Annotated in this window: 19 protein-coding genes and 1 pseudogene; 7 read left to right on the top strand and 13 right to left on the bottom strand. The window is 62.8% G+C overall.

Going from position 1 to position 22,237, the window contains the following annotated elements; all coding sequences use genetic code 11:
- Positions 1–14 precede the first annotated feature (14 nt).
- The 3 genes from H4W01_RS19080 to H4W01_RS19070 are packed head-to-tail and all read right to left on the bottom strand — an operon-like array spanning position 15 to position 2,709.
- Positions 15–884 carry an HNH endonuclease gene (locus H4W01_RS19080; RefSeq protein WP_126849299.1) on the bottom strand — a complete coding sequence of 290 codons (870 nt, stop codon included), beginning with the start codon at positions 882–884 and terminating at the stop codon, positions 15–17.
- Positions 884–1,780: an abortive infection family protein gene (locus tag H4W01_RS19075; protein WP_126849298.1), complete on the bottom strand. Its 897-nt coding sequence runs from the start codon at positions 1,778–1,780 to the stop codon at positions 884–886. The genes H4W01_RS19080 and H4W01_RS19075 overlap by 1 nt, the downstream gene beginning before the upstream one ends.
- Positions 1,777–2,709: a hypothetical protein gene (locus H4W01_RS19070; protein ID WP_126849297.1), complete on the bottom strand. Its 933-nt coding sequence runs from the start codon at positions 2,707–2,709 to the stop codon at positions 1,777–1,779. The genes H4W01_RS19075 and H4W01_RS19070 overlap by 4 nt, the downstream gene beginning before the upstream one ends.
- Positions 2,710–2,913: 204 nt before the next feature.
- Here H4W01_RS19070 and H4W01_RS19065 point away from each other — a divergent pair, with 204 nt between their 5' ends.
- Genes H4W01_RS19065 through H4W01_RS19055 form a run of 3 tightly spaced genes read left to right on the top strand, consistent with a single transcriptional unit; the run spans position 2,914 to position 5,754 of the window.
- On the top strand, positions 2,914–3,753 hold the full coding sequence (locus tag H4W01_RS19065) for a competence protein CoiA (protein WP_126849296.1): 840 nt from the start codon (positions 2,914–2,916) through the stop codon (positions 3,751–3,753).
- Between the two features lie 52 nt (positions 3,754–3,805).
- Complete coding sequence (locus H4W01_RS19060; RefSeq protein ID WP_126849295.1) at positions 3,806–4,780, top strand: DUF2971 domain-containing protein; 975 nt, start codon at positions 3,806–3,808, stop codon at positions 4,778–4,780.
- Positions 4,777–5,754 carry a S1 family peptidase gene (locus H4W01_RS19055; protein ID WP_126849294.1) on the top strand — a complete coding sequence of 326 codons (978 nt, stop codon included), beginning with the start codon at positions 4,777–4,779 and terminating at the stop codon, positions 5,752–5,754. The genes H4W01_RS19060 and H4W01_RS19055 overlap by 4 nt, the downstream gene beginning before the upstream one ends.
- 308 nt (positions 5,755–6,062) lie before the next feature.
- Here the strand turns inward: H4W01_RS19055 and H4W01_RS19050 are convergent, their stop codons facing one another.
- Positions 6,063–6,239 (bottom strand): DUF3606 domain-containing protein, encoded by a 177-nt coding sequence (locus H4W01_RS19050; protein WP_126849293.1) that lies wholly within the window; start codon positions 6,237–6,239, stop codon positions 6,063–6,065.
- A gap of 310 nt (positions 6,240–6,549) precedes the next feature.
- On the opposite strand from H4W01_RS19050, the gene H4W01_RS19045 reads away from it, so the two are divergent.
- From H4W01_RS19045 to xth, 3 genes and pseudogenes are all read left to right on the top strand, one after another.
- On the top strand, positions 6,550–7,575 hold the full coding sequence (locus tag H4W01_RS19045) for an IS110 family transposase (RefSeq protein WP_159513066.1): 1,026 nt from the start codon (positions 6,550–6,552) through the stop codon (positions 7,573–7,575).
- A 252-nt stretch (positions 7,576–7,827) separates the two neighbouring features.
- Positions 7,828–9,630: pseudogene (ligD, locus tag H4W01_RS19040) on the top strand (DNA ligase D); the annotation flags it as partial.
- A gap of 4 nt (positions 9,631–9,634) precedes the next feature.
- Positions 9,635–10,435, top strand: coding sequence for an exodeoxyribonuclease III (xth, locus tag H4W01_RS19035; RefSeq protein ID WP_126849291.1), 801 nt, complete (start codon positions 9,635–9,637; stop codon positions 10,433–10,435).
- A 43-nt stretch (positions 10,436–10,478) separates the two neighbouring features.
- On the opposite strand, the gene dinB is transcribed toward xth, so the two are convergent.
- Together dinB and H4W01_RS19025 are read right to left on the bottom strand one after the other, a co-directional pair.
- Complete coding sequence (gene dinB / locus H4W01_RS19030; protein WP_209612853.1) at positions 10,479–11,597, bottom strand: DNA polymerase IV; 1,119 nt, start codon at positions 11,595–11,597, stop codon at positions 10,479–10,481.
- Positions 11,598–11,691: 94 nt separating this feature from the next.
- Positions 11,692–12,306 (bottom strand): SOS response-associated peptidase, encoded by a 615-nt coding sequence (locus H4W01_RS19025; RefSeq protein ID WP_209612852.1) that lies wholly within the window; start codon positions 12,304–12,306, stop codon positions 11,692–11,694.
- Between the two features lie 59 nt (positions 12,307–12,365).
- On the opposite strand from H4W01_RS19025, the gene H4W01_RS19020 reads away from it, so the two are divergent.
- Positions 12,366–12,884, top strand: coding sequence for an SOS response-associated peptidase family protein (locus H4W01_RS19020; RefSeq protein WP_334685358.1), 519 nt, complete (start codon positions 12,366–12,368; stop codon positions 12,882–12,884).
- Positions 12,885–12,905: 21 nt separating this feature from the next.
- On the opposite strand, the gene H4W01_RS19015 is transcribed toward H4W01_RS19020, so the two are convergent.
- The 7 genes from H4W01_RS19015 to H4W01_RS18985 all read right to left on the bottom strand — a co-directional run bounded on the left by H4W01_RS19015 (position 12,906) and on the right by H4W01_RS18985 (position 21,834).
- Positions 12,906–14,516: a hypothetical protein gene (locus tag H4W01_RS19015; protein ID WP_209612851.1), complete on the bottom strand. Its 1,611-nt coding sequence runs from the start codon at positions 14,514–14,516 to the stop codon at positions 12,906–12,908.
- Positions 14,517–14,664: 148 nt separating this feature from the next.
- Complete coding sequence (locus H4W01_RS19010) at positions 14,665–15,339, bottom strand: hypothetical protein (protein WP_126849525.1); 675 nt, start codon at positions 15,337–15,339, stop codon at positions 14,665–14,667.
- A gap of 11 nt (positions 15,340–15,350) precedes the next feature.
- A complete protein-coding gene (locus H4W01_RS19005) occupies positions 15,351–15,926 on the bottom strand; it encodes a DUF2726 domain-containing protein (RefSeq protein ID WP_313912371.1) in 576 nt (191 codons plus the stop codon).
- A gap of 5 nt (positions 15,927–15,931) precedes the next feature.
- Positions 15,932–16,132 carry a hypothetical protein gene (locus tag H4W01_RS19000; RefSeq protein WP_126849526.1) on the bottom strand — a complete coding sequence of 67 codons (201 nt, stop codon included), beginning with the start codon at positions 16,130–16,132 and terminating at the stop codon, positions 15,932–15,934.
- 43 nt (positions 16,133–16,175) lie between these two features.
- Positions 16,176–19,238 carry a MobF family relaxase gene (mobF, locus tag H4W01_RS18995; protein WP_209612850.1) on the bottom strand — a complete coding sequence of 1,021 codons (3,063 nt, stop codon included), beginning with the start codon at positions 19,236–19,238 and terminating at the stop codon, positions 16,176–16,178.
- Between the two features lie 3 nt (positions 19,239–19,241).
- On the bottom strand, positions 19,242–21,554 hold the full coding sequence (locus H4W01_RS18990; protein ID WP_209612849.1) for a type IV secretion system DNA-binding domain-containing protein: 2,313 nt from the start codon (positions 21,552–21,554) through the stop codon (positions 19,242–19,244).
- Positions 21,544–21,834: a hypothetical protein gene (locus H4W01_RS18985; RefSeq protein ID WP_010405779.1), complete on the bottom strand. Its 291-nt coding sequence runs from the start codon at positions 21,832–21,834 to the stop codon at positions 21,544–21,546. Before H4W01_RS18985 ends, H4W01_RS18990 begins: the two co-directional genes overlap by 11 nt.
- Positions 21,835–22,237: the final 403 nt, after the last annotated feature.

The following is a 22,237-nucleotide window of genomic DNA, read 5'->3' as shown; positions in this document are numbered from 1 at the left end:
CATTCCCGCGCTGGTCAGGCCACAGCAACAATGGCGATGAAGCGGAGGCGGAGCGCGGCGGCCGCCTCGCCATAGTGTGCTTCGCGATGATCGTTCGGGCACAGTGCAATGACATTGCCGATGAGGTCTGGGCCGCCCTCGTGCAGCGGCACGATGTGATGCGTCTCAAGATAGATGGCGCCGTCTGCTCGACGAAAGCCAGGTTCATCGCAGTGCTCGCAGCGACCGCAGGAGCGCTTGAGCACCGCCTCGCGGACCTTGGGATTACGGACGAAAACGGACCCGGTCTGCTCGCTCCGCACCGACGCGCCGCCGGGATCCGAATCGATCGAGAATTGATCGACGAAGGCCGGCGGCGCCGCGCCGCGTATAAGCAGATGCTTGCCGGTCGCCGCGTCATAGGCGCCGATCGACCACGGCTCCGGGTCGAGGGTTCGCAGCTCCACCTTTGAGGCTTCAGCATCGGGATCGTCGCGATCCCGGCGAACCCCGGCGTTGAGGATGACGCGGACCGCAAGATCGTCCCGAAGGGCGGCCTGGAGCGCCGCGTCGAGACGTGTGGCGCGCAGACCCCAGGGGTTGCCGCGACCCCGCGCATACTGGATCTCGGCATCCTCCCGAAAATTGCCGCGATGGACGATGCGGCCTTCGGCGTCTTCCGCCAGTAGGACGTGCCAGAGGTTGAGAACAATGGCGTTGCCGGCTTCGACGAAGACCCATTCGTAGCAATATTTGGGATTGGTGGCCGCCCCGGCCTCGCCCCGGCTGCTATTCGACCAGTCCGACACATCGAGACCCGCGGCGCGCACGAGGTCGATCACCCGATCCTTACGCGCTGGGCGCAGCGCTTCGAGCTCGGACGTGGCGGAGGGTTGTTCAGGCATCAAGGCTCGCCAGCATGCTGTGGCAGGGACCGATGCTCCTTGCGTTCCCAGCTCTCAATCAGGAACAAGGCGAGCGAACTTGCGGCGTTGAGGGCAAGGCGGGCGATCCGCGCGTCGATGCGGCGGAAGCCTTTCTCGCGTCCGTGGGCGTCTCCACCATGCGTCCGCAGTGCGCCGATGCCTTTGGCCACGGATGTCAAACCGCTGAGGGTTTGCCGAACGTCGGCTTCAACCTCGGACGGAAGGTCTGACCGACCAGGCGACAGCCCAAGCGGCTCCTGCACCGCACGGATAAGGCCATCGATGTCCTTCTTGGCGGGAAGCGGCAATTTGAGCTCGACGAGGATCGAGCGACAAACCGCTTCGATCAGCGAGCACGCGGCCGTCACCGCATCCTCCGGATCATCTTCCAGATTGGGAAGAGCACGGGCGATCTCCATCTGAACGGTGTCGAAATCCAAGGTCGCGACTTTCTGGATGAACGGCTCGACGATCGTGCCCGACCCTCGGCGTTCTGTCAGAAGCGCTTTCCCGCCGACGATGACGACGGCCAAGCCGTCGGGAGCCAGCGCCTTGTTGAGATGCTCGCGCACGGCGATCGCTTTGTCAGGTTCCGCCAGGTAATCACGAGGATCACAAACCCGCTCGATGATCCGGGCGATAAGGGCATCGCCATTCCCGTCGTAATGGTTTGCAGTCTTGCGCAGAAAATCCGTCGTCGCTGGAACGCGCGAGCCAACGCCGATGCGCATGTCCAGCCCGCAGTCGAGGAAGAATTGCTCGATCTTGGGGCCAGAACGATAGATTCCGATGGCGGGCGCATTGTCGTTGCCGGCCCCGCCCGTGATGGTGTCGACCAGCGCCTTGACGACGAACGGTGAGAATTTACCGGTCACAGCTTCACCGAGAGTTGCAGGGGAATTGGAGACCAGTCGCCCTCCGCCTCGGGCATCAGATACATCTCTTCGATTGGCCAGGCGGGCGGCTGGACCGACAGGAAACCTTTAAGTTCACGTGTCAACGCATCCTGCCCGAACTGCGCGACCATCATGACCGCGCAAGCTGCGACCGCCATAAATCCATTGGCCAGGTTCGCCTGATCGAACTCATGTTCGCGGTTGTGCTTGACGCCATGATAGGCCGCAAACCAAGGGAGAGAATTTGTTGGATCGAGGACGTCCCAGCCGTCGAAGGGCCTGATCGGGGCAATGTCTGGACAAGGATGGAAGTGAACGGCGTAATCCCGCAGACCGAGAGGGGCGGCGAGCTTCACGAATTCATTCGTGTTGAATTTTGCAGTCGATCCGTTGGCCGTCAGAATGCCGCGCCAGTGCATCTCGACCTCGGTCGCCGCCAGGATCAAGAGGTTGCGGATTTCATGCCCATAAACCGACAGGGTGCTGGCTGCGGGCTGCACGACGCGACAGATCGCTCTTAGATCATCAATCAAGGATCCGAGTTGGTTCTGCGCGCTGGTGATATAGCGCTGCTCCTTTGCATCGTCGGGGAACCAGAGCGTTTCCTTCTCCCTCAACGCGAGCGGGCGTGCGACACGGGGGTGAAATTCCCCAGGCCGACGGACCATCCGCTGAAAGGGGCCGGAACCATCCAGTCCGTCGAGCCAGGGCGTTGAGCGCCGCAGGCACGCCCAGATCGTCTCGCCCGGATCCGCAGCATAATAGGTGCCCGCGCCCCCTTCGGGGTTGGTGACGCCCGCGCGCATTGCGGTCGCATCGACAAACCGCCATAGCTGCCGCCCTTGGCCGGGGCCCACGTCCCGGACGTACCAGCCCTCATCTCCCTGTCCGATTTGCGCCAGCGCCACGTTTCTCCCTTCCCATTCGCTACGTGCGTAGCGGATCGGGGTCAGGACCGCACGGCAAAGGTGCAACCGAGCCTAGGCGGCTCGCCTACGATCACCAACGGGCATCTCTCCCGCCCGCGTTGCCGCGGCCTCCCCGATCCCGCTATCCGATGCAATCGCTGATCCGGATACAACCGAGGGGTCCGCAGCTGGTGGAGCAAGATCATGCAACTCGCACTCGTCGGTTCAGAGCGGCTCGAAGCCTTCCCCGGCGGGCGTGGGCAGTGCCCGACCTGCGGGGCGGCGATGATCGCCAAGTGCGGGCCGCGCATCCTCCATCATTGGGCGCATGCCGGCCGGCGGAATTGCGACCCGTGGTGGGAGAATGAAACCGAGTGGCACCGTGAATGGAAAAATCTCTTCCCCGAGGCCTGCCGGGAGATTTCCCACACCGCGCCCGGCGGCGAGATTCACCGAGCCGACATCATGACCGCGACGGGGATCTACATTGAGGTGCAACATTCGGCGATGACCGACGCCGAGCGTATTTCGCGCGAGGCCTTCTACAAGAACCTGGTGTGGGTGATCGACGGGCGAGGTTTTCGCGGCAACTTCGAAGTCTATCATCGACTGCCCCATCCGAGTTCGGAGATCGCCCAGGACATCGTGTGGGCGAAGGCCACCCGGCCGATGCAAGGCGCGGCCGGTGGGCTGTTCTTCCGGCTTTCCGAGACGCAGCGTGACTATCCCGAACGGACGGTAACAAAGGCGACACTGAGTTTCGGGCGGATTTTCAGCCTTCGCGACATCCAGGCTGATGTCGAGGAGGTCTATTGCGGCCACCACCAATACGACTGGGTCCGCCCGCGGCGGACGTGGCTGGAAGCCACCTGTCCGGTCTACATCGACTTCGGCGGCGACTTTCTTGTGAAGCTCGAAATTTACGATGAGTCCAACCTGCCGTGTGTCCGCTATGTGCCTAAGACGACGTTTCTTCAGGAGGTCATGGTCGAGACGGACGCGCGGGCGATCGCGTCGCCTGTCTTTCCGCCGGACGACCGCTGACGCAGGCGGATACCAACGGGGGGGCTGAGTACGGCCGGAGTGAGGGGGTGACATGAGCGAACGCGTTCCGCCGAAGCGGCTCTACAAATATCGCAGCTTCAGCAATCTGACGCTGGGCATGCTCGTCAACGACACGGTCTATTTTGCCGACCCGACGACCTTCAATGATCCGCTCGACACGAAGCCCACGCTCGACACCGATCTGCCGAGCGCGGCGCTTGAACCCGTTCTGGCGCAGATGATTGAGGAACGGACAACGGCCGAGATGGCGGCGGCGGCAAAGACGATCCGCTACAACGGCCCAAAGACGCTCGATCATATCGCGCGCCAAAGCCGCAAGGCCGCCGAACGCCTGCTCGCTGATATTCGTTATAACGCCACCAATCCGGAATACGAGGTGGCCGATCCGGAGCAGTTCTTGCTTGGCCAATACGTGCAAGAGGAGCTGCTGCGGCGATACGACCGTGGGGTCTTCTCCCTCGCCGAGCGCGTCAACTGCCCGTTGATGTGGAGCCATTATGGCGACCAGCACCACGGCATTTGCTTCGGTTATTCGGTGCCGGCCGATGCTACCATCGACATCCACAAGATGAAGTATGGCGGCTCGCGCCTCGTCCAGGCCAGCGCGGTCTCGGCAATGCTCGCCGGCGACAGTGCGGCTCGGCGCGGAGTCGATGAAGCGGTCCTCCTCAGGAAGGCCCGCCCTTGGGCCTACGAACGCGAATGGAGGCTGCTGGGTCCACGCGGCGAGCAGCATTCGCCGCTTGAGCTCGAAGAGGTCATCTTCGGCATGCGCTGTTCTTCGGCGGTCATGTTCGCTGTTATCCGGGCTCTGGAAGGCCGGGATCGTCCGGTGCGCTTCTACGAGATTCGTGGGCAGCATGGGCGCTTCCTCCTCGACAAGCGCGTGGCGGATACTGCCGAGCTCCTGGCGACGCACCCGCGACGGAATCGCGGGATTTTCGAGATTTTCAGCGAGTTCGAGGATCTAGACGCAGCGGACGCCGATAGTCTCGGGACGCAATGACCGATCGAACGATCTATGACGCCGCGGGCGGTGGGCATCCCGTGATGGAATCTGCGTCGGTCGTAATCGCCGCGGCGCAGCGCGAGCCCCTGCTGCACCAAGAGCTTCATATAAAGCCGGTCGGGCTTACGCCCTTCGCGGACGACGGACTTTACTTCATCGAGAATATGGATGGCCTGGAGGGCAGCATCCTTACTCTCGCTGCTTTTGGCGACGGGCAATGCGCGATCTATGGCTCAGCAGCGTTGGTCGCCCCGGGCATCGCCATCGCCGCAGCGCATGTCATCGCGGAGCATGACGGCGACGGGCTGTTCGAGGCGGTCGACGCCGCGCTCTATGCCTTCGGCGTGAGCGCGACTGGGCTCGCTGCTTGGCAGGTGTTGAAGATCACGTACAGCCTCGACGGCGACCTCGCAGTGCTGACCCTCGCCCATGCCTGCGAACCCCGCTCGCCGGTCGACGTGGCGCATTTCTTGCTCAGCGCGAAGCTGCCGCGGGTCGGCGACCGGGTGACGGCAGTCGGCTTCCGTCCGCGCAACGCCCGGCAAGCACTTGAACCCGAAATTCAGGTGCTTCCCGACGTAGCCGGGACTTTCCTGCTCAGCTCGGGCGCGATACTGGAAGTCTGGCCGCAAGGCCGCGACCGCGTGATGGCGCCCCGACCTTGTTTCGCGGCGGCGCTCGCCACCGTCGGTGCGATGAGCGGTGGCCCGGTGCTCGATGCCGACGGCAAGATGATCGGGATCGTCACCAGCTCGGACGAGTCCGCCACTGCACCTTACACGATGGTCACGCTGATCTGGGACGCCCTGCTAAAGCCAGTGTCTCCCGCTTGGCCGCCGGGCTATTGGCCGCCAGGCGGCGGTCTTCTAAGCGACTTGCTCGATCCTGAAGAGGGCTGGCGGCTGCGCAAGTCGACCGAGGATGAATTTCGCTACGAGTTTGATCCATCGGCGGCAAAGCCCAAAGCCTAACCCTCGGCGAACGGTAAGACTTCCTCGTTCCGTTCATTTCAAAAGCGTGCTGCGAACTTCTTGGTTTGGTCGATTGCTGCCGACGACTTGTGGGACAATTCCCCCATCCGCAAAGACCCCGCCGAAAAGGGACGGCACGGAAGTGTCTTTCGCGTGCCTGTCCTGACGGCGACTTCGCGGCCACCGTCATGGCCATCTACCGGGTCACTGTCGCGTTCGTCGTAAACCTGGGGCGCTCCGGAATAGTCCCCGGGCACTCACCTCTGCGATCCGGAAAGTCGCATTATACTATGATGCGCGCCAATAACTTACCGCTTCAAATATTCGCCCACCGCGTCGGCGCCATTGCCGACTGCCTTCACCGCCTCGGCGAGCTTGTCGCGGCTGACACCGAACTTATTGGTCCAGTATTCCACCTCATAATCCTCGCCGAGCGCGATGCGCGAGCTATCCTGGGGCGCGCGGAGCGTCTTGTCGTCAGCCATTTCCATACCTCCTTGATGCGGGTTGCTGCCCTAACGGAACGCCGGTTGCCTGAAGAGTTTCCGCCAGCCTTTTCCAAAGGCGCGCTGTGTCGATGAACCGAGTCACATCAGCGCTGGAACGAGTCTGCCAGGCACGAGTCTATCAGTCATGGCCAAGTTGCTCGCAGAACCAGGGGAAGGAAGGGCCCGGAAACCGTCGAGGGCTCGAGCTTTACCAGCTTTGAGACCGCCCCCTTTATGGATGGCTCGCCCCTTATCCGAATCGTTGTCATCCTACGACAGCAGGTCGTTTGAGGAAGGAGCGAAGGTCATGGACGTATCGGTTCTGGGAATTGATCTAGGCAAGAACAGCTGCAGCGTGGTTGGGCTGGATGCGACCGGCAAGGTCGTCGTCCGCCGACGGATGCGCCGCGACACGGTCATCACATACGCCGCAGGTCTGCCGGCTTGCGTCGTGGCGATGGAGGCCTGCTGCGGAGCTCATCACATGGGACGGGCGCTGGCACGACAAGGCCATGCCGTTCGGCTGATGTCGCCGGAATATGTCCGTCCATACGTTAAGGCGCAGAAGAACGACGACCGCGACGCTGAGGCGATCGCGGAAGCGGCAACACGGCCGACCATGCGGTTCGTCGAGTTGAAAACCGAGGAACAACTCGACATGCAAACGCTGCATCGCATCCGTGACCAGCTTGTCGGTGATCGCACCTCGTTGATGAACCAGATCAGAAGTCTTCTTCTGGAGCGCGGCTACATAGTCCCGCAAGGACGCGCAAAGCTTGCCGTCCGGCTGGGTGAGATGCTCGATGGTGACGAGCCAGTGCTGGGCTCTCGTATCCACCGGCTCGTCAGTGATATGCGTCTGCGCTGGATTGCCCTTGATGACCGGATCGCAGATCTCAATGCCGAGTTTACCGAGGCTGCCCGCTCGGATGAGCGAACGCGGCGCCTCCTGACTATTCCTGGTATCGGCGCGCTGAACGCGACGGCGCTGGTAGCTGCAGTTGGCGACGCTCGAACATTCGGACGGGGCAGGGATCTTGCCGCGTGGCTTGGGCTCGTGCCGCGTCAAGCAACGACCGGGGGTAAACCGCGATTGCTCGGCATTACCAAGCGCGGAAGCCGCTATCTGCGGAAAAACCTGATCCAGGGTGCCCGGGCATCACTACCGACGATGAGCAAGAGCGACACACGACTTGGCGCCTGGCTACGCGGCCTTTTGTCGCGTTCCCATCACAACACCGTCGTGGTGGCGCTAGCGGCCAAGATGGCGCGCATCGTCTGGGCGCTGCTGCGTCATGAGCGTACTTACGATCCAGCCGCACAAGCGGCGTGAACGAGATCAGCCGATGCACCTTGCACCGGCTGGATGATGTCTGCGGGAGGTAAGTGAAAGATGGCCTGACAGTCGACCGGTGACCTGGAACCCTATGGCTTAAAATGGCACTCGATGCCGGCCCCTTTATGAGGACCAGGACGCGCGGATCTCCATCTTGGCCAACGACCTCGCGTCGAAAGGCCGGATACGTTTTCGCAGACTGCTCAGAACATCAGACACAAACCGCTTGCCGACGGGGCGAGCCATACGTTTCAACCCGTCCAGCTGGCAACTTTGGTCGACACAGTTCCAACCGGCGATCGCTGGCTGCACGAAATGAAATATGATGGCTACCGGCTGCTCGTCGCCGTCGGCGGCAATGAAGCCCGCGCGTACACGCGGTCCGGCCTGGACTGGTCGGAAAAGTTCGCTGGCATCGTCGGCGAAGCGGGCAAGCTCAACATTCGGTCGGCGCTGCTCGACGGTGAGGCGGTCGTGATGGACGATAGCGGGCGTTCCAGTTTCCAGGATCTCCAGGGAGCGCTCAAAGGCGCGCCGTCCAGTATCGATTATATCGCTTTCGATCTGCTCGAGCTCGACGGGGAAGATCTTACCCGGTTGCCCCTCGCGGAGCGGAAGGCGAAGCTGCGTGAGATCCTACCCGAAGGAAGCCACCGCATCCGATATTCGGAACATATCGAGGGTAACGGCGAGAAGCTGCTTCACAGTTTCTGCGACGCCGGGCTCGAGGGCGTCATCTCAAAGAAGGCCGACGGCCGCTACATTGGTTCGCGCTCGGGCGGCTGGCTTAAGACTAAATGCATTAAGCGCCAGGAGTTCGTCGTCATCGGCTGGACGCCGTCCGACAAGTCGCGCGGGTTTCGTTCGTTAATCCTCGGGATCCATGAGGGGGGCGAGCTGCGATACGCCGGAAAGGTCGGAACGGGCTTTAGCATGGACGAGATAGAGCGTCTGATGGAGACGATGCGCCCGCTCGAGCAGACAACGCCAACTGTGAACGCACCTCGTGCGGAGGTTCGCGGCGCCCATTGGCTTCTACCCAAGCTCGTTGCGGAGATCGCCTACACCGAGATGACAAACGAAGGCACGCTGCGCCATCCGAGCTATCTCGGGCTCCGCGCCGACAAGAAGGCTGAAGCGGTCGTCCTTGAAGTCGAGCAATCGGTGACCGAGATCGCGGCACCGGCGGTATCGCGCGTCAAGATCAGCAACACCGACCGCATCATCTTCCCGGAATCCAGCATTACCAAAGGCCAGCTGGCGAACCATTATGCGGGGGTCGCGCCGATCATGCTGCCGTGGCTGGGCAGCCGCCCGATCAGTCTGGTGCGCTGTCCGCAGGGCCGCGCCAAAAAGTGCTTCTTCCAGAAACATGACGCGGGCAGCTTTGGCGACGCCGTCAAACATGTCGGCATTCTGGAGAAGGATGGCCACGAGGAGCCCTATCTCTTCGTCGATACCGCTGATGGCCTGATGACCTGCGTCCAGATGGGAACGATCGAATTCCACGGCTGGGGTGCCCGTATCGAGGATGTCGAAAAGGCTGACCGCCTTGTTTTCGACCTGGACCCGGACGAGGGGCTGGACTTTGAGAATGTGCGCACCGCCGCCTTTCATTTCCGCGACATCCTAAAATCGATCGGGCTTGAGACCTTCCCGATGCTCACCGGCGGGAAGGGCGTGCATGTAATCGCGCCGCTCGTACCGCAGGCCGAATGGCCGGAGGTGAAGGATTTCGCGCACAGGCTGGCCCAGGCCGTGGCGCAAAGCGATCCGCAAAACTTCACCGCGGCGCTGCCCAAGGCGCAGCGCAAGGGACGCATCTTCGTGGATTACCTGCGCAATCAGCGCGGCGCGACGGCTGTCATGCCCTATTCGGTACGGGCGCGCCCGGAGGCGCCGGTCGCCGCGCCCATCACCTGGAAAGAAATGGAGACGATCGCCGCGCCGAACCACTTCCACATCGGCGATGCCGATGAACTCGTGAAACGGGCTGCCTCCAAGGTGTTGAAGGGCTGGGGCCGCGCCGACCAGACCTTGCCGGACCTGTGACACGGTGAAGATCGCTACCTACAATGTGAATGGCGTGAACGGTCGCCTGCCCGTGCTTCTTCGGTGGCTGACGGAAGCGCAGCCTGACGTCGCGGTGCTTCAGGAACTGAAGGCTCCCCAGGAAAAGTTTCCGGAGGCTGCCATCCGGAGCCTCGGTTACGACGTCATCTGGCACGGACAGAAGAGCTGGAACGGCGTCGCTATGCTGAGCCGCGTCGGCGACATCCATGAAACGCGGCGCGGCTTGCCGGGAGACCCTGATCCAACCCAAAGCCGATACATCGAAGCCGCAGTGAACGGCGTCCTCATCGCAGGCCTGTATCTGCCGAACGGCAACCCATGTCCCGGTCCGAAGTTCGATTACAAGCTCGCCTGGTTCGAGCGGCTGATCGAGCATGCGGCGGAGTTGCTGGCGACCGGCGCGCCCGTGGTGCTGGCAGGTGACTTCAACGTGATGCCGACCGAACGCGATGTCTATAAGCCGGAGCGTTGGCTGGACGATGCGCTGTTCGCGCCTGAGGTCCGTGCTGCCTATTTCCGGTTGATCGAGCAAGGGTGGACGGATGCGCTACGGACCATCCATCCCGACGAGACGATCTACACATTCTGGGACTATTTTCGAAACGCCTATGGCCGCAATGCCGGGCTTCGCATCGACCATCTTCTGCTCAGTCCCGCCCTCGCCGGCCGGCTCGTCGACGCTCAGGTCGACCGTCACGTGCGCGGATGGGAGAAAAGCAGCGATCACGCCCCGACATGGATCGAGCTGGCGCCAGAGAAGGCTGCGCGAAGGCGACGGACCTGACACCAGCCTCAATCGGAGAGCGCGGCCGATCGCGGGGAGCGCCTCACGCTCCTTCGTCGACTAGCTCGGGCGCAGCTTGCGGATCGTCCTCGAACAGCTGTGGTGCGGATGCCGGGGAGGCGTCCTCAAACGTCGATACTGTCACTCCGACAAGACGGATCGGCTTGGTGGTCGGAAGAATCGACCGGATCAGGTCGAGAGCCGCTTCGCGAAGCTCCTCAAATGTCATTATCGCCGACGGACGGCTCCTACGGCGGGTGATCTGCTGGAAATCAGCGTATTTGATCTTCACGGTCGCTGTTCGGCCAAACGCTTGGCGCTTCTCGCACCATGCCCAAACCTCCTCGGCCATGCGGACGACGCCAGCCTCGATGTCTGCAGAGGCGACAAGATCCTGCCGGAACGTGGTTTCAGATCCCGACGATTTGCGTATCCGGTTCGGATTGACCGGGCGCTCATCCTCGCCGCGCGCGATCGCGAAGTACCAGTCAGCAGAACTGCCGAAATGCTGCTGCAGGAAAGCGAGCGACTTTAACCGGAGATCGCCGCCTGACTCGATGCCCAGTCGCTTCATCTTCTCGGCCGTCACGGGGCCCACGCCGTGGAAGCGGGAGACGGGCAGCGTCTCAACCCAGGCTGCACCCATGTCTGGGGTGACCGCAAACTGCCCGTTGGGCTTTCGATGGTCCGAGGCGAGCTTCGCGAGAAATTTATTGTAGGAAATGCCGGCGGACGCGGTGAGGCCGGTTTCCGCTAGGATGCGCGCGCGGATCTCCTTGGCGGTAAGCCATGCTGTCTTCAGGCCGCGGCGATCGGCGGTCACATCGAGATAGGCCTCGTCGAGCGAGAGAGGCTGAATGAGGTCGGTGTAGTCGGCGAAGATGCTGTGGATCTGTTGCGACACAGCGCGGTAGACCTCGAAGCGTGGCGGGACGAAGATGAGATCGGGGCAGCGCCTCAGCGCGGTCACTGACGGTAGCGCCGATTTGACGCCGAAGGTCCGCGCTTCATAGCTCGCCGCAGCCACGACGCCCCGCGTCGCACCGTGCCCTACCGCGACCGGCTTTCCCCTGAGCGAGGGGTCATCACGCTGTTCCACGGACGCGAAGAACGCGTCCATGTCGACATGAATCACTTTTCGGACTGCAGACTCGCAAACCATGGATGCCGAGTTAGCACGATCCGAACATAAAGAGAACGTTTGCTTGACGACCGGTCGATTCGAGTGGTGGCTTTAGTGGCGCCGGCAGAAGAGTTCAGATCATGGTATGCTGCGCAGCAAGCGGCGGATAAACCCGTGCCGTCGTCAGGCTTCCCTTTGGCAAGCTTCGTAGCACGGCGCTGGCCGGAACGGTCGGGTCCAGCCAGTCGGACCACTGATCCCGGGTGAGCGGGATGATCTGGCGCGAATGGTACGGCGCGACGTCTTCCCCCGGTTCCATGGTCAGCATCGTGAAAGCCTCGCCATCCGGCGTCTCGCGCCAAATGCCGGCGATGCAAAACCAGGGATGATCGCGAAGAGTGAACAGCCATTTGGTCTTACGCTTCTGCTTAGGATCCTCGGGCTTGGTGAATTCGTAGAAGCCGTCGGCTAGAATGAGGCACCGGTGGGATGTGAACTCCCTACCTTCCGACCTGAAGTTATAGACCGGCTTGCCGCCCTGCCCGGCCCAACTCCATCGACGGTTGAGCAGTTCACCCGTTCCGCGAGCCTCCCCACTCCGCACGATTGGGGCGGTATCGCTGATCTTGATGTCCTCGCGAGCCTCGACGTTCGGAGTCCCCTCGGGCATTTTGACCTTGATCTTGAGGTTATCGAAATCCTCGACGATCGACGCGATATCGACTTCCAGGCGATAGTCATTGCACATCCGGCTTCTCACTTTGATCTGGCTTGCGACTCAACGACGTTCCCATTATGTTCCTTGCGATGGACAAGGCAACGCCCTTCGACACAGATGCGCCACTCGGCTCACAGCGCGCAATCATCCGCTACAACCCGGCGAAAACGCTGGAACTGGAAATGGTCCACGCCAGGTGGGGTTCCGATCCACGCTTCGGCGCGGGGACGTCCTTCAGGTTCGTGCGGTCTGAGGGCAAGACCTTCCCGAGCCATCGTTGCCTCGTGCCCGCCTCCGAATTTCACATGACGGTTGGAGACAAGCGGTATCGGGTGACGCTTGATGGCGGGAACTTCTTCTACCTCGCTGCGGTCTGGGAGCCAGCGATGGCCGACTGGCCAGAGAGCTACAAGATCGTCACCGTTACGGCGAACCCGGAGGTCAGCCGGTTCCAGGAGCGGCACGGCGCGATCATTCACCGGCGGCAAGTCATGCAGTGGCTTGACCGAACCGTTCCAGAGACCGAATTGCTAGAGACACCACCGGCGCGAACCTTCATCATCGAAGAGATTGCGGGTAGCGCAATTCAAACCGCGCTTGCCTTGTAGCGACGCCCTGCCTGATAGCCGCTAGATGATCGCCGCTGCGATCTGACGCAGTGTCTTTACGAACGTGTCGAGCAATTGGCGCCCCTGCATGGCCGCCGGGGCGGTGTCGTCGACCCCCGCCCGCACTTTGCCGCTCGCGATGTTGCCCGAGCCAAGATGGGCGTCGGCGAGCCGTAAATCGTAGATCCCGAACAGGGGTGCCGTCATGCTGCTTGCAGCAGCCTCTCCGAGCAGGCTGCCGATGAGCTTTTCGAGCGCCTTGTTCGAGCCGGGCTTTTTGCCGTCCTTTTGCTTGGGCACGGCGAGCGGCGAGAGGACGGCGTCGACGTCGACCCGCTCCGTAAACAGGCGGGTTACTTCCTTCGAGAGCTCAAGGAGGCCGTCTGCCTCAGCCACCTGAAATCGGTGCGCCCGGCGTAGCAATGTGGGAACTGCCTTATCGGCTCGAAGCAGTGGGAGCCCGTATTTCGCCTTGAAGGCCGTATCAATCTCGTCGAGCGCAACTGAGAGCTCGGACTCGGGTGCGACGGTGGCTGCTGGCCTCACCTCCATTTGGGCGGCGAAAAGCTCCGCGGACACACCACCGTCGGGCGTCACGTTGTGAGCACTCCACAATCGTTGCTCCCACGGATCGAGCGCGCCGATATCCTTGGCGAAGACAGTGATGAGGCCGAGCCGATTGACCCCGAAATGCACGTTAGTGCTGGCACCGAGCGCGCCAGTCTCCGCGCTGTACCAGTGCAGCGTCGCGCCGCGATGGCGCATGAGCGCGGAGACCACGGTCGGGTCGAAATAGAGCCAGGACGACACGCCGGCGAGATCCTCTCCTGACGCGCGCCGACCATCATTCTCCAGCGCGAAACTGGTCGAGTGAGGATCCTTATCGCCCCGGATGCGGGTACTGCGTCCTCCCGCTTGAACCCATTCCGTCCGCCACATCGCGCCCAATATGCTGAAATGATCGGTTGGCACGGGCCAGCGGCCATTGCTGATGCGCCCCTCGCGCGTGTCCCTTCCTGCCACCTCGTCAAACGAGTCACCAGGCCAGCTGTGAACGGGTTTGTCGGCGGTGACGGCGGTTCGTTGCCAGTAGCTTGAGCAGTAGAGGGCCATGGCACGCGCGCTGAGATAGTCGCCCAAAAACTCAGCCCGGATCTCAAGCAGCACGGGTCGTTCGTGGTGGTCTCGCTTCAGTCGCGCAACCTCGGCCCAACCCTCCGAAGGCCGAAACCAGCTATCGCCCTCGCGTAAGAGCTTGAGGGCGACGATCAAATCAGGATGCAGATGCCAGATGTGGAGATGTTCGTCCTCGAGATATTGGTCGATCACGAGGTTTACACCGATCGGCTCATCTGCTCTGCGATAGAAGAGATCGGACGCACGATAACCCCAGGGCTCCATGCCGCCCCGATGTGCGGCAACGCCAAGGTCACTCCATCCGATCTTTTCGCCATCAATCCTCTTGGTGTCGTAGATGGCGGCAGTAGCGATCCCGGTATATTCCTTTAACTCCAGGATACCCGGTTCCGGGGGGCTGATTTCCACGTCGGCGTCATGGCGCAGCGGTATCCATGGCCGCCCCTGGAGGGCGTGGACGTCGCGCAGCTCGAAATACTTTTGTTGGATCGGCATGGTTATCCCTGACTGGTCTATCCCCAATACAGCTAACTGGGGAAATCGGGCACCGGCTTCTGCAACAAGGGGCGCAAAGCGAGGGAATTGTCATCAGTGACACTTTACCCAGCGTTTCCAGGTAAAGTGTCACGGGTGGCACCAGCAGCTAGAGGCTTTCTGGTTGCGATAGCATGAGGCGGGTCCTGAGATTGCCATCGGGCCTTCGATGCAGGTCGATACTATACCCGCTGCGCGGCCCGAAGGTCATCAATTCCGCGACAGTCTCGTACGACGTGTTGGGTCCGAAATAGCGCGTCGTCCCGTGCCAGTTCTGTCCCTCGATCAGCCGCATCCGGTAGGTAGCTGACGGCACCGGAACGGTGACCCGGCTGTTGGCAGCAACGTAGATCGACAGCGCGTGGTTATTTGTATCCGGGTCGAAGAGCTGAACCACAGCATTGGCCTCGCTCGTCACGATTGTCAGAGAGCTTCTGCTGACGATGCCGACCATGTTTGCCGGCACCGTTACCGATCCTGTTTCAGGAAACGGTGCCGCCTTCTCGAAATCCGGTAGCCACCCTTTACGCTGGGCCTCTCCGTACATTGGGACCAGGATTGAGGTCGCCGAGAGCAAGATTATCCACTTCTGCCACGGATGCGAGACCATACGCGGCGTGGACCTGTGCCGATGTTTCCGACCAGAACCGACATCCTTGCCGTCGAACCACAGGTCATGGTGCTCAAGCCGCCCCTTCTTGTCGATCCAGGCGGCACTGCCGAGGCGAGCGCCGCTTTCGCGGCGGCGACGCTCGTGCATATAGTCGCGATCATCGAGACCCATCGGCCGTCTCCCTACGCGGCTGCGAGCGCGACGCTGAGCGCCGCCTCGCGAAGATGACCGACGGCGGCCAGCGCTGCCGGGACGGTGGGCCGGGCCGAGGCGGGGATGCGGATTGTCTGATAACCCGCGTGTGCGGTCATCGCATCGCGCTTCCGGTCTTTCTGAGCGTCGTGCGTCCGGTCATCGAGTTCGACCAGGGCGACGATCTTGCCCGTCGTTTGATCGAAGATCACGAAATCGACGATCTTCTGGGAAAAGGCATTGCGATCGGCCGGGGTAGACCTGCGCCCCAGTCGTTTGGGAACGGTGAGCAATGCGCCCATCGCAACCTGAGTGTGAACCCGGTACATCGGCAGAACTTCTTCCAGCGCGAAGAGCATCGCCTGCTCGCGAGACGTCAGGAAAGGCTTCGCGACCGGTGCCGGAGGAACCGCGCTCATACCGTGCGACATGAGAAAGAGCACGACCGCGACGCCGATCAGGATCGGTACCACCAACGGGTGTTGGGCGAGATAATTGGGAAGATGAGACATGGGGATTCCCCTTTTCGGTTTAGCGCCGACCGCCTCGCGGCGATCACGCGCCAACGGTGTCAGTTCCAGCCGTCCTTGCGGCCCTCGTTGCTGTCCCGCAGCGTGCGGCCGTCGATCGCCGAGCGGCGGATCTCGAGTTCGACCTGGTCGCCCTTACGGCGGGTGCGGAAATCCGCTTCGCTGAGGCCGTTGCGGCGCGCATAATCCTCGGCCGCTTTTTCGCTGCCAAACTTGCCGCCTTCGTCAAAATCCCATGCCATGGTCGGTCTCCTTCATTCTGGCCGGCACCGCGCCGACGCTTCGCTACAAATCGAGCCCCAGGCTGCGCTCGGGCAGCGGGGGCAAAAGGTCGCTCTTGTCCGGCTTCAAATCGGACGGCGCCTTGAGGTCGCCGGCCTTCGCCGTGGCCGGGGGTGGCGCGACCGGTCCGTCCGGGACCGGTGGCAGATCGGCGAAGATGTCGGGCTGATCGACCATGTTGATGCCCTCGATCGGACCCGGGTCGAACTTCGCCGCGGGCGCCGGTCCCTTCTTGGCGTCGATATCGAGGCGACCGACCGTCTCGAGCGCGGAGGTCTTGTTGCCGGGATTGAGATCGAGCTGGCGCTCGAGCTTTTCCCGGTTGTCCACCACCATGGTCAGAACGTCGCGGACGCGCGTCACGCCGACATTGAACAGGCGCTGGTTGGACAGATTGCGCTCATGACTGTCCATGACCGTGATGGCTTTGTCGGTCGTGATGCCCTGCGCCATGTGCATGTTGAGCGCGTAGGCAAGGTCGAGACGCGACAGCATCGGATCGCCCAGATCGAGCGTCAGCCTCTGCTGCCCGGCGGTCTCCACGGTGACGCCATTGGCATCGACTGTCAGCACGCGGGCGAGCGCCGCGTTGTGGAGATCCCGCGGCTTGTCGTTGGCGGTCCAGCGGATGCGGTCGCCCTCCCGCACGTGGAGGTCCTTCTTCTGGGTGAGCTCGAGCCGGTCGCGTTTCTCGGTCGGCGAGAGTTTTTGCGGGTCGAACCGGATCTTCCGGCGGCCATCGCTGAGCTCGACCCTGCCGTTGGGCATAACGCGGGTGACATCGTACCGGCCTTTTCCGAGGCCGATGTCCTGCGCACCGCCGCGGCCGACATCGAGCGTCTGGCCGGGCTGGTAAGTCGACGCGTAGCGCAGCTCTTCGCGGGTCAGATTGACCCGTTCATAGACGGTGAGGTGGATGGCCTGCCCCCTCACGGTGCCCTCGGCCGCGAGGCCGTCCTGAATACGCTGATTGATGATCGCACGGGATTCCCGGCCGGACGCGAAGACGGCGGTCGCCTCGCGATCGCCCGAGGACAGTGCCAGCCACATGTCGGCGGCGGTCTCCGGCGCGCTGGCGCTCTCATGGACGTTGTCGCCCAGCACCTTCATCGCCTCGCCGGCCTTGCCGACATTGGCGAGCGCCGCGACGGTCCGCAGCGTATCAGTGCGCTGGCGGATATTCTCGTCCATCCGCGCCATGGTGCCGCCGGCCGCCTGGATCATCGCGAACGACTTGCCCGCGTCGATCGAGGAGAGTTGCTGGCGGTCGCCGACCAGCACGAGTTTGTCGACGCCGAGCGCCTCGGTGATCCGGTGGAGCATCAGCATGTCGTCGCTCGAGACCATCGAGGTCTCGTCGACGACAAGCATGGCCCCTGCGAACTTCGCCTGCGCAGCCTCGAACCGCGGCGTGTCGCGCTCGGTCACGAACCGTTCGTTGGCGAGAACGAAAGAGGCGATCGTCTGGCTCTTGATGCCGGCACTTGTCGCAAGATCGGCGATCATCTTGTTCTGGAAAGCGAGACCGAAAACATTGCGGCCCTCACTCTCGGCGACCCGGGCGACCGCCTGCAGCATCGTCGATTTGCCGGCGCCGGCGACGCCCTGAATGGTGACGGTGCGATCCTCAGACGCCAGGATCAGCGTGGCCGCGGCAAGCTGCCCGGCATTGAGCGGGCGATCCGCGGCCGTCTGCAGCCGTGCGGGCGCATCGGCGGTCTGGACGATCGGAGCGGCTTTTCCCGCACCGGCCTCGACTGCCTTGAGGATGCTCTCTTCGGTGCGGAGCGCCTCCTGCGTGGTGACCATGCTCACGCCTTTGTCGCCGGCGCGGACGACGCCGGGGATCAGCTGCCGGTTCTCGATCAGCTGGCCGATGCGGTGCTCGACGGTGTCGATCGTGACGCCCTTCAATCCCAGATCGAGCGCGGTCTTCGCCAGCAGGTGGACGTTGAATGCCGCCTCGCGTTCGGAAAGGATCCGGACGGCGGACGCGACGGCGAGCTGCGAGCGGGCTGTCGCGGGAGACTGGGTGACGCGCGCGAGCCCTGAATCGACCAGCGGATCGTGCGGGCGAAGGAAGCCGCCGACCAGGTCGCGCGCGCCAGCGATCGCGTCGCTGACCGCGCGGAAGCCGCGCTCAAGCCGGCCGTCGGCGGCGCTCAGACCTGAGCGTGCCTCGGCCGAAGCGAGCAGGCCCTTTCCGTCGAAGCCGAGCGCCGCTGCCTTGTCGATCCAGCCTTTCAGCAGCCCGTCGCGGTCATCGACATTGAGTTTGGGATCACGGGTGTTGGTGGTGATCCCGTCACGGCCCTTGGCCGAGACGATGCCGAGTGCCGCCGCCTTTTCCAGGATCGCCTCGCGGCGCTGGCTGAAGGCGTCGATCACCGCCTTGGGCACGCCCGCTATTTCGAACGTGCCGTGTTTACCCTTGAGCTCTACGCTGTAGCCAAGCTTCTCGAGGCCGGCCCTCAGATAGGCGTGGTAGATGGCGCCGATCGTCGTGTTGCTGCTCCAGATCTTGTCGGCGTGGAGCGCCTGCCATTTGCCGTCTGGCATCTGCGTCAGATTGGCGACGACGGCATGGACATGGGCCTGCGGGTCGAGCGCGCGGCTCGTGTCGTGCTGGAACAGCGCATAGACCAGATTGCCGGTTTGGACCGGGACCTTGCGGCCCTCCACATCCTTGCGACCCTCGGCGAGATTCTTCTCGACCCATGCCATCGTCTTCTGGACGGCAGCCATGTTGGCCGCGAGCACGCGTTTGTCGCCGGCGACATAGGCCATGAGGGACACCGACTTAGGCGCCGAGAAGGTGAGATCCACGCCGTTGCGGCGGTTTTCCACTTGGGCGACGCCCTCGCCTGACGGCAGCGTCCCGCTCAGGATTTCCTCGAACGCCTGTTTCGAAACCTCGCCTTCGAGGCCGAGCGTCTCGGCCCCCGCCCCGCCCCATTCGCTCTGCTCAGCCGAGCCATCGGCGGTGTAGTAATTGTCCTTGAAGTCGTCCTTCGCGAAATAGTTCGCGGCGCCCGAGGCGGAGCGGACCGAGGCGACCGAGAGCACGCCCTAGATCCCCATATCCATGCCATCGGAATCGCGCCCGCTGGCAAAGCCTTCCCGCAGCTCGACCAGGGTCTGATCCTCGACCTGGGCGGCGCGCGGTTGCGCGTCGCGACCGTCGCGGCGCTCCTCGCTGGTCCGGGTGCCGGCGGCCTGCTCCTCCGGCTTGTCGCGCGCTGTCTGCGCCTTGTCAGCCGCATGGATAGCGGGCGTCGTCTGCTCGTTCCGATCGTCGGTGCGCTGCGCCGCGCGCATCGTCTCGGCATTCTCCTCTTCGGTCGGAGTGCTGAGGATCCGCGCCGCCATCTCCTTTGCGAGATTGGTCGCCTCGACCACCTCCTCCACGATCTGGACGGCGCCATCACGCCCACCTGCCTCGCCTCCTGCGCCGTCCTCTTCGGCGAACACTTCCTCTCCGCGCCTCGACCGCACCGGGCTCATGGTGGGTCGCGCGACAAACCCCTGGGCGACCTGGGGATAGTCTTGCCATTCGAGCAGAATGCGGGCCGCCGGAAAGCCATCGGGGAACTTCACGAAGCCATGCATCGAAGGCAGGTTGGTGATGTCGTCGGCGATCACGAGCGGTTCGACCTGCTTGCGCGGGGTCAGCGTCGAGGCGTCACGATTGTTGTTGTAACCATAGCTGTACGCCTCATCCATCTGACGCACTTCACGGTTGCCGATGTAGCGCGCGCATTGCTCGGCCGTGTCGAGGTCTGCGGTTGCCAGGATGAGCTTGGATCGGGCGAGCGAGGCGAGATTGCGGGCGCCCTGCTCGCCATAAACTTCGACCAGTTTCTCGAAGCTGTGGATGCCCAGGATCATCGCGCCGCCGAATGCGCGCGCGGTCTGGAGGCCATTCTCGATTGCCGGCAGTTTGTGGAGCGCGCCGAGCTCGTCGAACATGAACCACATGCGCAAGGAGCGGGTGCGCGGCATGGTCATGAGACGGTTGATGCACAGGTCCATCCAGAGCGTCAGCAGCGCCCGGTTCATCGCCAGATCGACATAGTTTGAGGTGATGAAGAGGATCGCGCCGGGCTGCTTGTCGCCGGTGATCCAGTCGCGGATCGAGAACTGCTCGCCCTCGTCGGGCAGGAAGCGCAGGACCTGCGCATTGGTGTTGAAGACGGCACGGATCGATTCCGCCATGCGGGCGGCTTCCGGGGCGGTCAGCGGGTCGGCGATGGTGTTGGCGAGGAAACGGTGAACGCGCTTCAGATCGGCCGTCATCAGGTTTTCGCTGAGCGCCAGATTGGTGGTCTGGCCGCGCTCCTGGAGGCGGACGCACATTTCGATGAACAGCGTGCGCGCCGCCAGCGCCCAGAAGGGCTCCGAGGATCCACCGTCCGACGGGATCAGGGCTGCAGCCGCCGCAGTGAATTCGCTGTGCGTGCGGCAATCGTTGAAGATCGACCAGGCCGGGCAGCGTTGGTCCATCGGGTTGAGGATCGTATCCCGCTCGGGATCGTAGAAGGCTTCGACATAGGCGCCTGTCAGGTCGAAGATGACCGCATTGTCCTGGCGCGCCCGCATCTGCGCGACGAGACTGCGAAGCTCGGTAGTCTTGCCCGATCCGGTCGTGCCGATGAGCATCGTGTGCGACTGCTCCATGCGGTGCGGATAGGGCACGCCGGCAAGCGAATAGGGGTGGTGAATGCCGCCGGCTTTCCGCTCGGCAAAGGGCAATCGGAGCACCGCCGAAGGGCTTAGCCGGGGGAAGAATTGACGCGCATCTTCCTCGAATTTGGCGGCGTTATGCTGGGCGATTTCGGCGAAGAGGACATCGCGCTCGACCAGCATCGCGCCGCGTTCGTGGCGTTCCTGGAGGATGGTCTTGCCGCGCCGCCGGGAGATATCGACGAACCAGATCGTGATCGGCGCGATGACGAAAACCGAGACGAGGATCGAGCCGATAAACGCGTGGACCGTGGTTGCCCACGCCTTTTGGACGGCGGGGATATAGGGCACGGCCGGCATGATCGTTTTGTAGATCTCGCCGTTCGGCAGCGTGACGTTGACGCGCTTGTTGGGATTGAGGTCGACCCAGTTCCAAAGCGCCGAATAGAGCTTCATGCAGACGAGCTGGAATCCATGCTCGTCGAGGCGCAGCGAAAGGATGATGAACCAGGCGGTGAGGAAGGCGAAGAACCAGGCGATGATGGGCAGCTTCGCGCCCGAAAACCACATCAGCATCTCATGGGTGAGGAGCTGGCTGCCGCGTGTGAAATTGCCCGAGTTGCGCTGAACCCGGCCCCGCGCGGAGTGATGGGTCAGCGGGATGTTTTTCCCGTTCGAGCGGATGTCCTCACGCGCCATGATATTGAACCAGGCGCTTGTCGGTTTCGGCGACGAGCCGCTCGCGAAGCTCGGGATATTGCTCGCGGATGATGATGTCCAAAGCGAGCTGCTGGAACTCGCTGATCCGTGCAAGACGGCGGTGGCTGGCGGTCAGCAGATCGGACGAGGAGAGGAAGACGTCCAGCGCCGACCGGATGATGTCGGCGACGCTGAGCTTGCGCTCCGCAGCGATGGTGCTCAGCCGATCCCACTGGGTCCGCTCGAGCCGCACATTATAGTGCCGGTAACTGGTAGCCAAGACCAACCTCCTAGCAGGGAGGCTGGTGGGGACTGAAGAAGGCCTGACTTATAGCCTAGAGGCTGGCACGCGGCAAGTTGATCGTCGAGTGCCAAACCATCGTAGTCGTCCGTACTACGCTCAAGTGGCGGATTTGTGTGGCTTTTACGCGCCGCAAGAACCGTACTACAATGTAGTCGCCTTTCCATCCGCGCTAAACCGTTGCGCAGCAACGGAAACCTTGCACCTTCAGGTGCGTAGGGTGTGCATATCCTCAGAGACCGATACCCTGTCCCTGGGCTGTCTAGCGATGTCTGCTGGGGTGCCCGTTACCGGGGCCGGCTGGGGACCGCTCCGCCTACGGGCGGAACGTGCATAGCGTCTGCTGCGAAGCAGTCAGGCTGCGCGATCGGGGACGGGCAAG

It is taken from the genome of Sphingomonas sp. PL20 (assembly GCF_017875905.1).
GTDB classification, from domain to species: domain Bacteria; phylum Pseudomonadota; class Alphaproteobacteria; order Sphingomonadales; family Sphingomonadaceae; genus Sphingomonas; species Sphingomonas echinoides.
The sequence above is the reverse complement of the archived record's forward strand: the minus strand, read 5'-3'. Positions and strand labels throughout refer to the sequence as shown.

What these genes read in the sequence shown, in the direction of transcription:
- H4W01_RS19080 (WP_126849299.1), bottom strand. Translation starts at nt 884, where the DNA reads ATGCCTGAACAACCCTCCGCCACGTCCGAGCTCGAAGCGCTGCGCCCA.
- H4W01_RS19065 (WP_126849296.1), top strand. Translation starts at nt 2,914, where the DNA reads ATGCAACTCGCACTCGTCGGTTCAGAGCGGCTCGAAGCCTTCCCCGGC.
- H4W01_RS19060 (WP_126849295.1), top strand. Translation starts at nt 3,806, where the DNA reads ATGAGCGAACGCGTTCCGCCGAAGCGGCTCTACAAATATCGCAGCTTC.
- H4W01_RS19055 (WP_126849294.1), top strand. Translation starts at nt 4,777, where the DNA reads ATGACCGATCGAACGATCTATGACGCCGCGGGCGGTGGGCATCCCGTG.
- H4W01_RS19050 (WP_126849293.1), bottom strand. Translation starts at nt 6,239, where the DNA reads ATGGCTGACGACAAGACGCTCCGCGCGCCCCAGGATAGCTCGCGCATC.
- H4W01_RS19045 (WP_159513066.1), top strand. Translation starts at nt 6,550, where the DNA reads ATGGACGTATCGGTTCTGGGAATTGATCTAGGCAAGAACAGCTGCAGC.
- dinB (WP_209612853.1), bottom strand. Translation starts at nt 11,597, where the DNA reads ATGGTTTGCGAGTCTGCAGTCCGAAAAGTGATTCATGTCGACATGGAC.
- H4W01_RS19025 (WP_209612852.1), bottom strand. Translation starts at nt 12,306, where the DNA reads ATGTGCAATGACTATCGCCTGGAAGTCGATATCGCGTCGATCGTCGAG.
- H4W01_RS19020 (WP_334685358.1), top strand. Translation starts at nt 12,366, where the DNA reads ATGGACAAGGCAACGCCCTTCGACACAGATGCGCCACTCGGCTCACAG.
- H4W01_RS19015 (WP_209612851.1), bottom strand. Translation starts at nt 14,516, where the DNA reads ATGCCGATCCAACAAAAGTATTTCGAGCTGCGCGACGTCCACGCCCTC.
- H4W01_RS19010 (WP_126849525.1), bottom strand. Translation starts at nt 15,339, where the DNA reads ATGGGTCTCGATGATCGCGACTATATGCACGAGCGTCGCCGCCGCGAA.
- H4W01_RS19000 (WP_126849526.1), bottom strand. Translation starts at nt 16,132, where the DNA reads ATGGCATGGGATTTTGACGAAGGCGGCAAGTTTGGCAGCGAAAAAGCG.
- H4W01_RS18990 (WP_209612849.1), bottom strand. Translation starts at nt 21,554, where the DNA reads ATGGCGCGTGAGGACATCCGCTCGAACGGGAAAAACATCCCGCTGACC.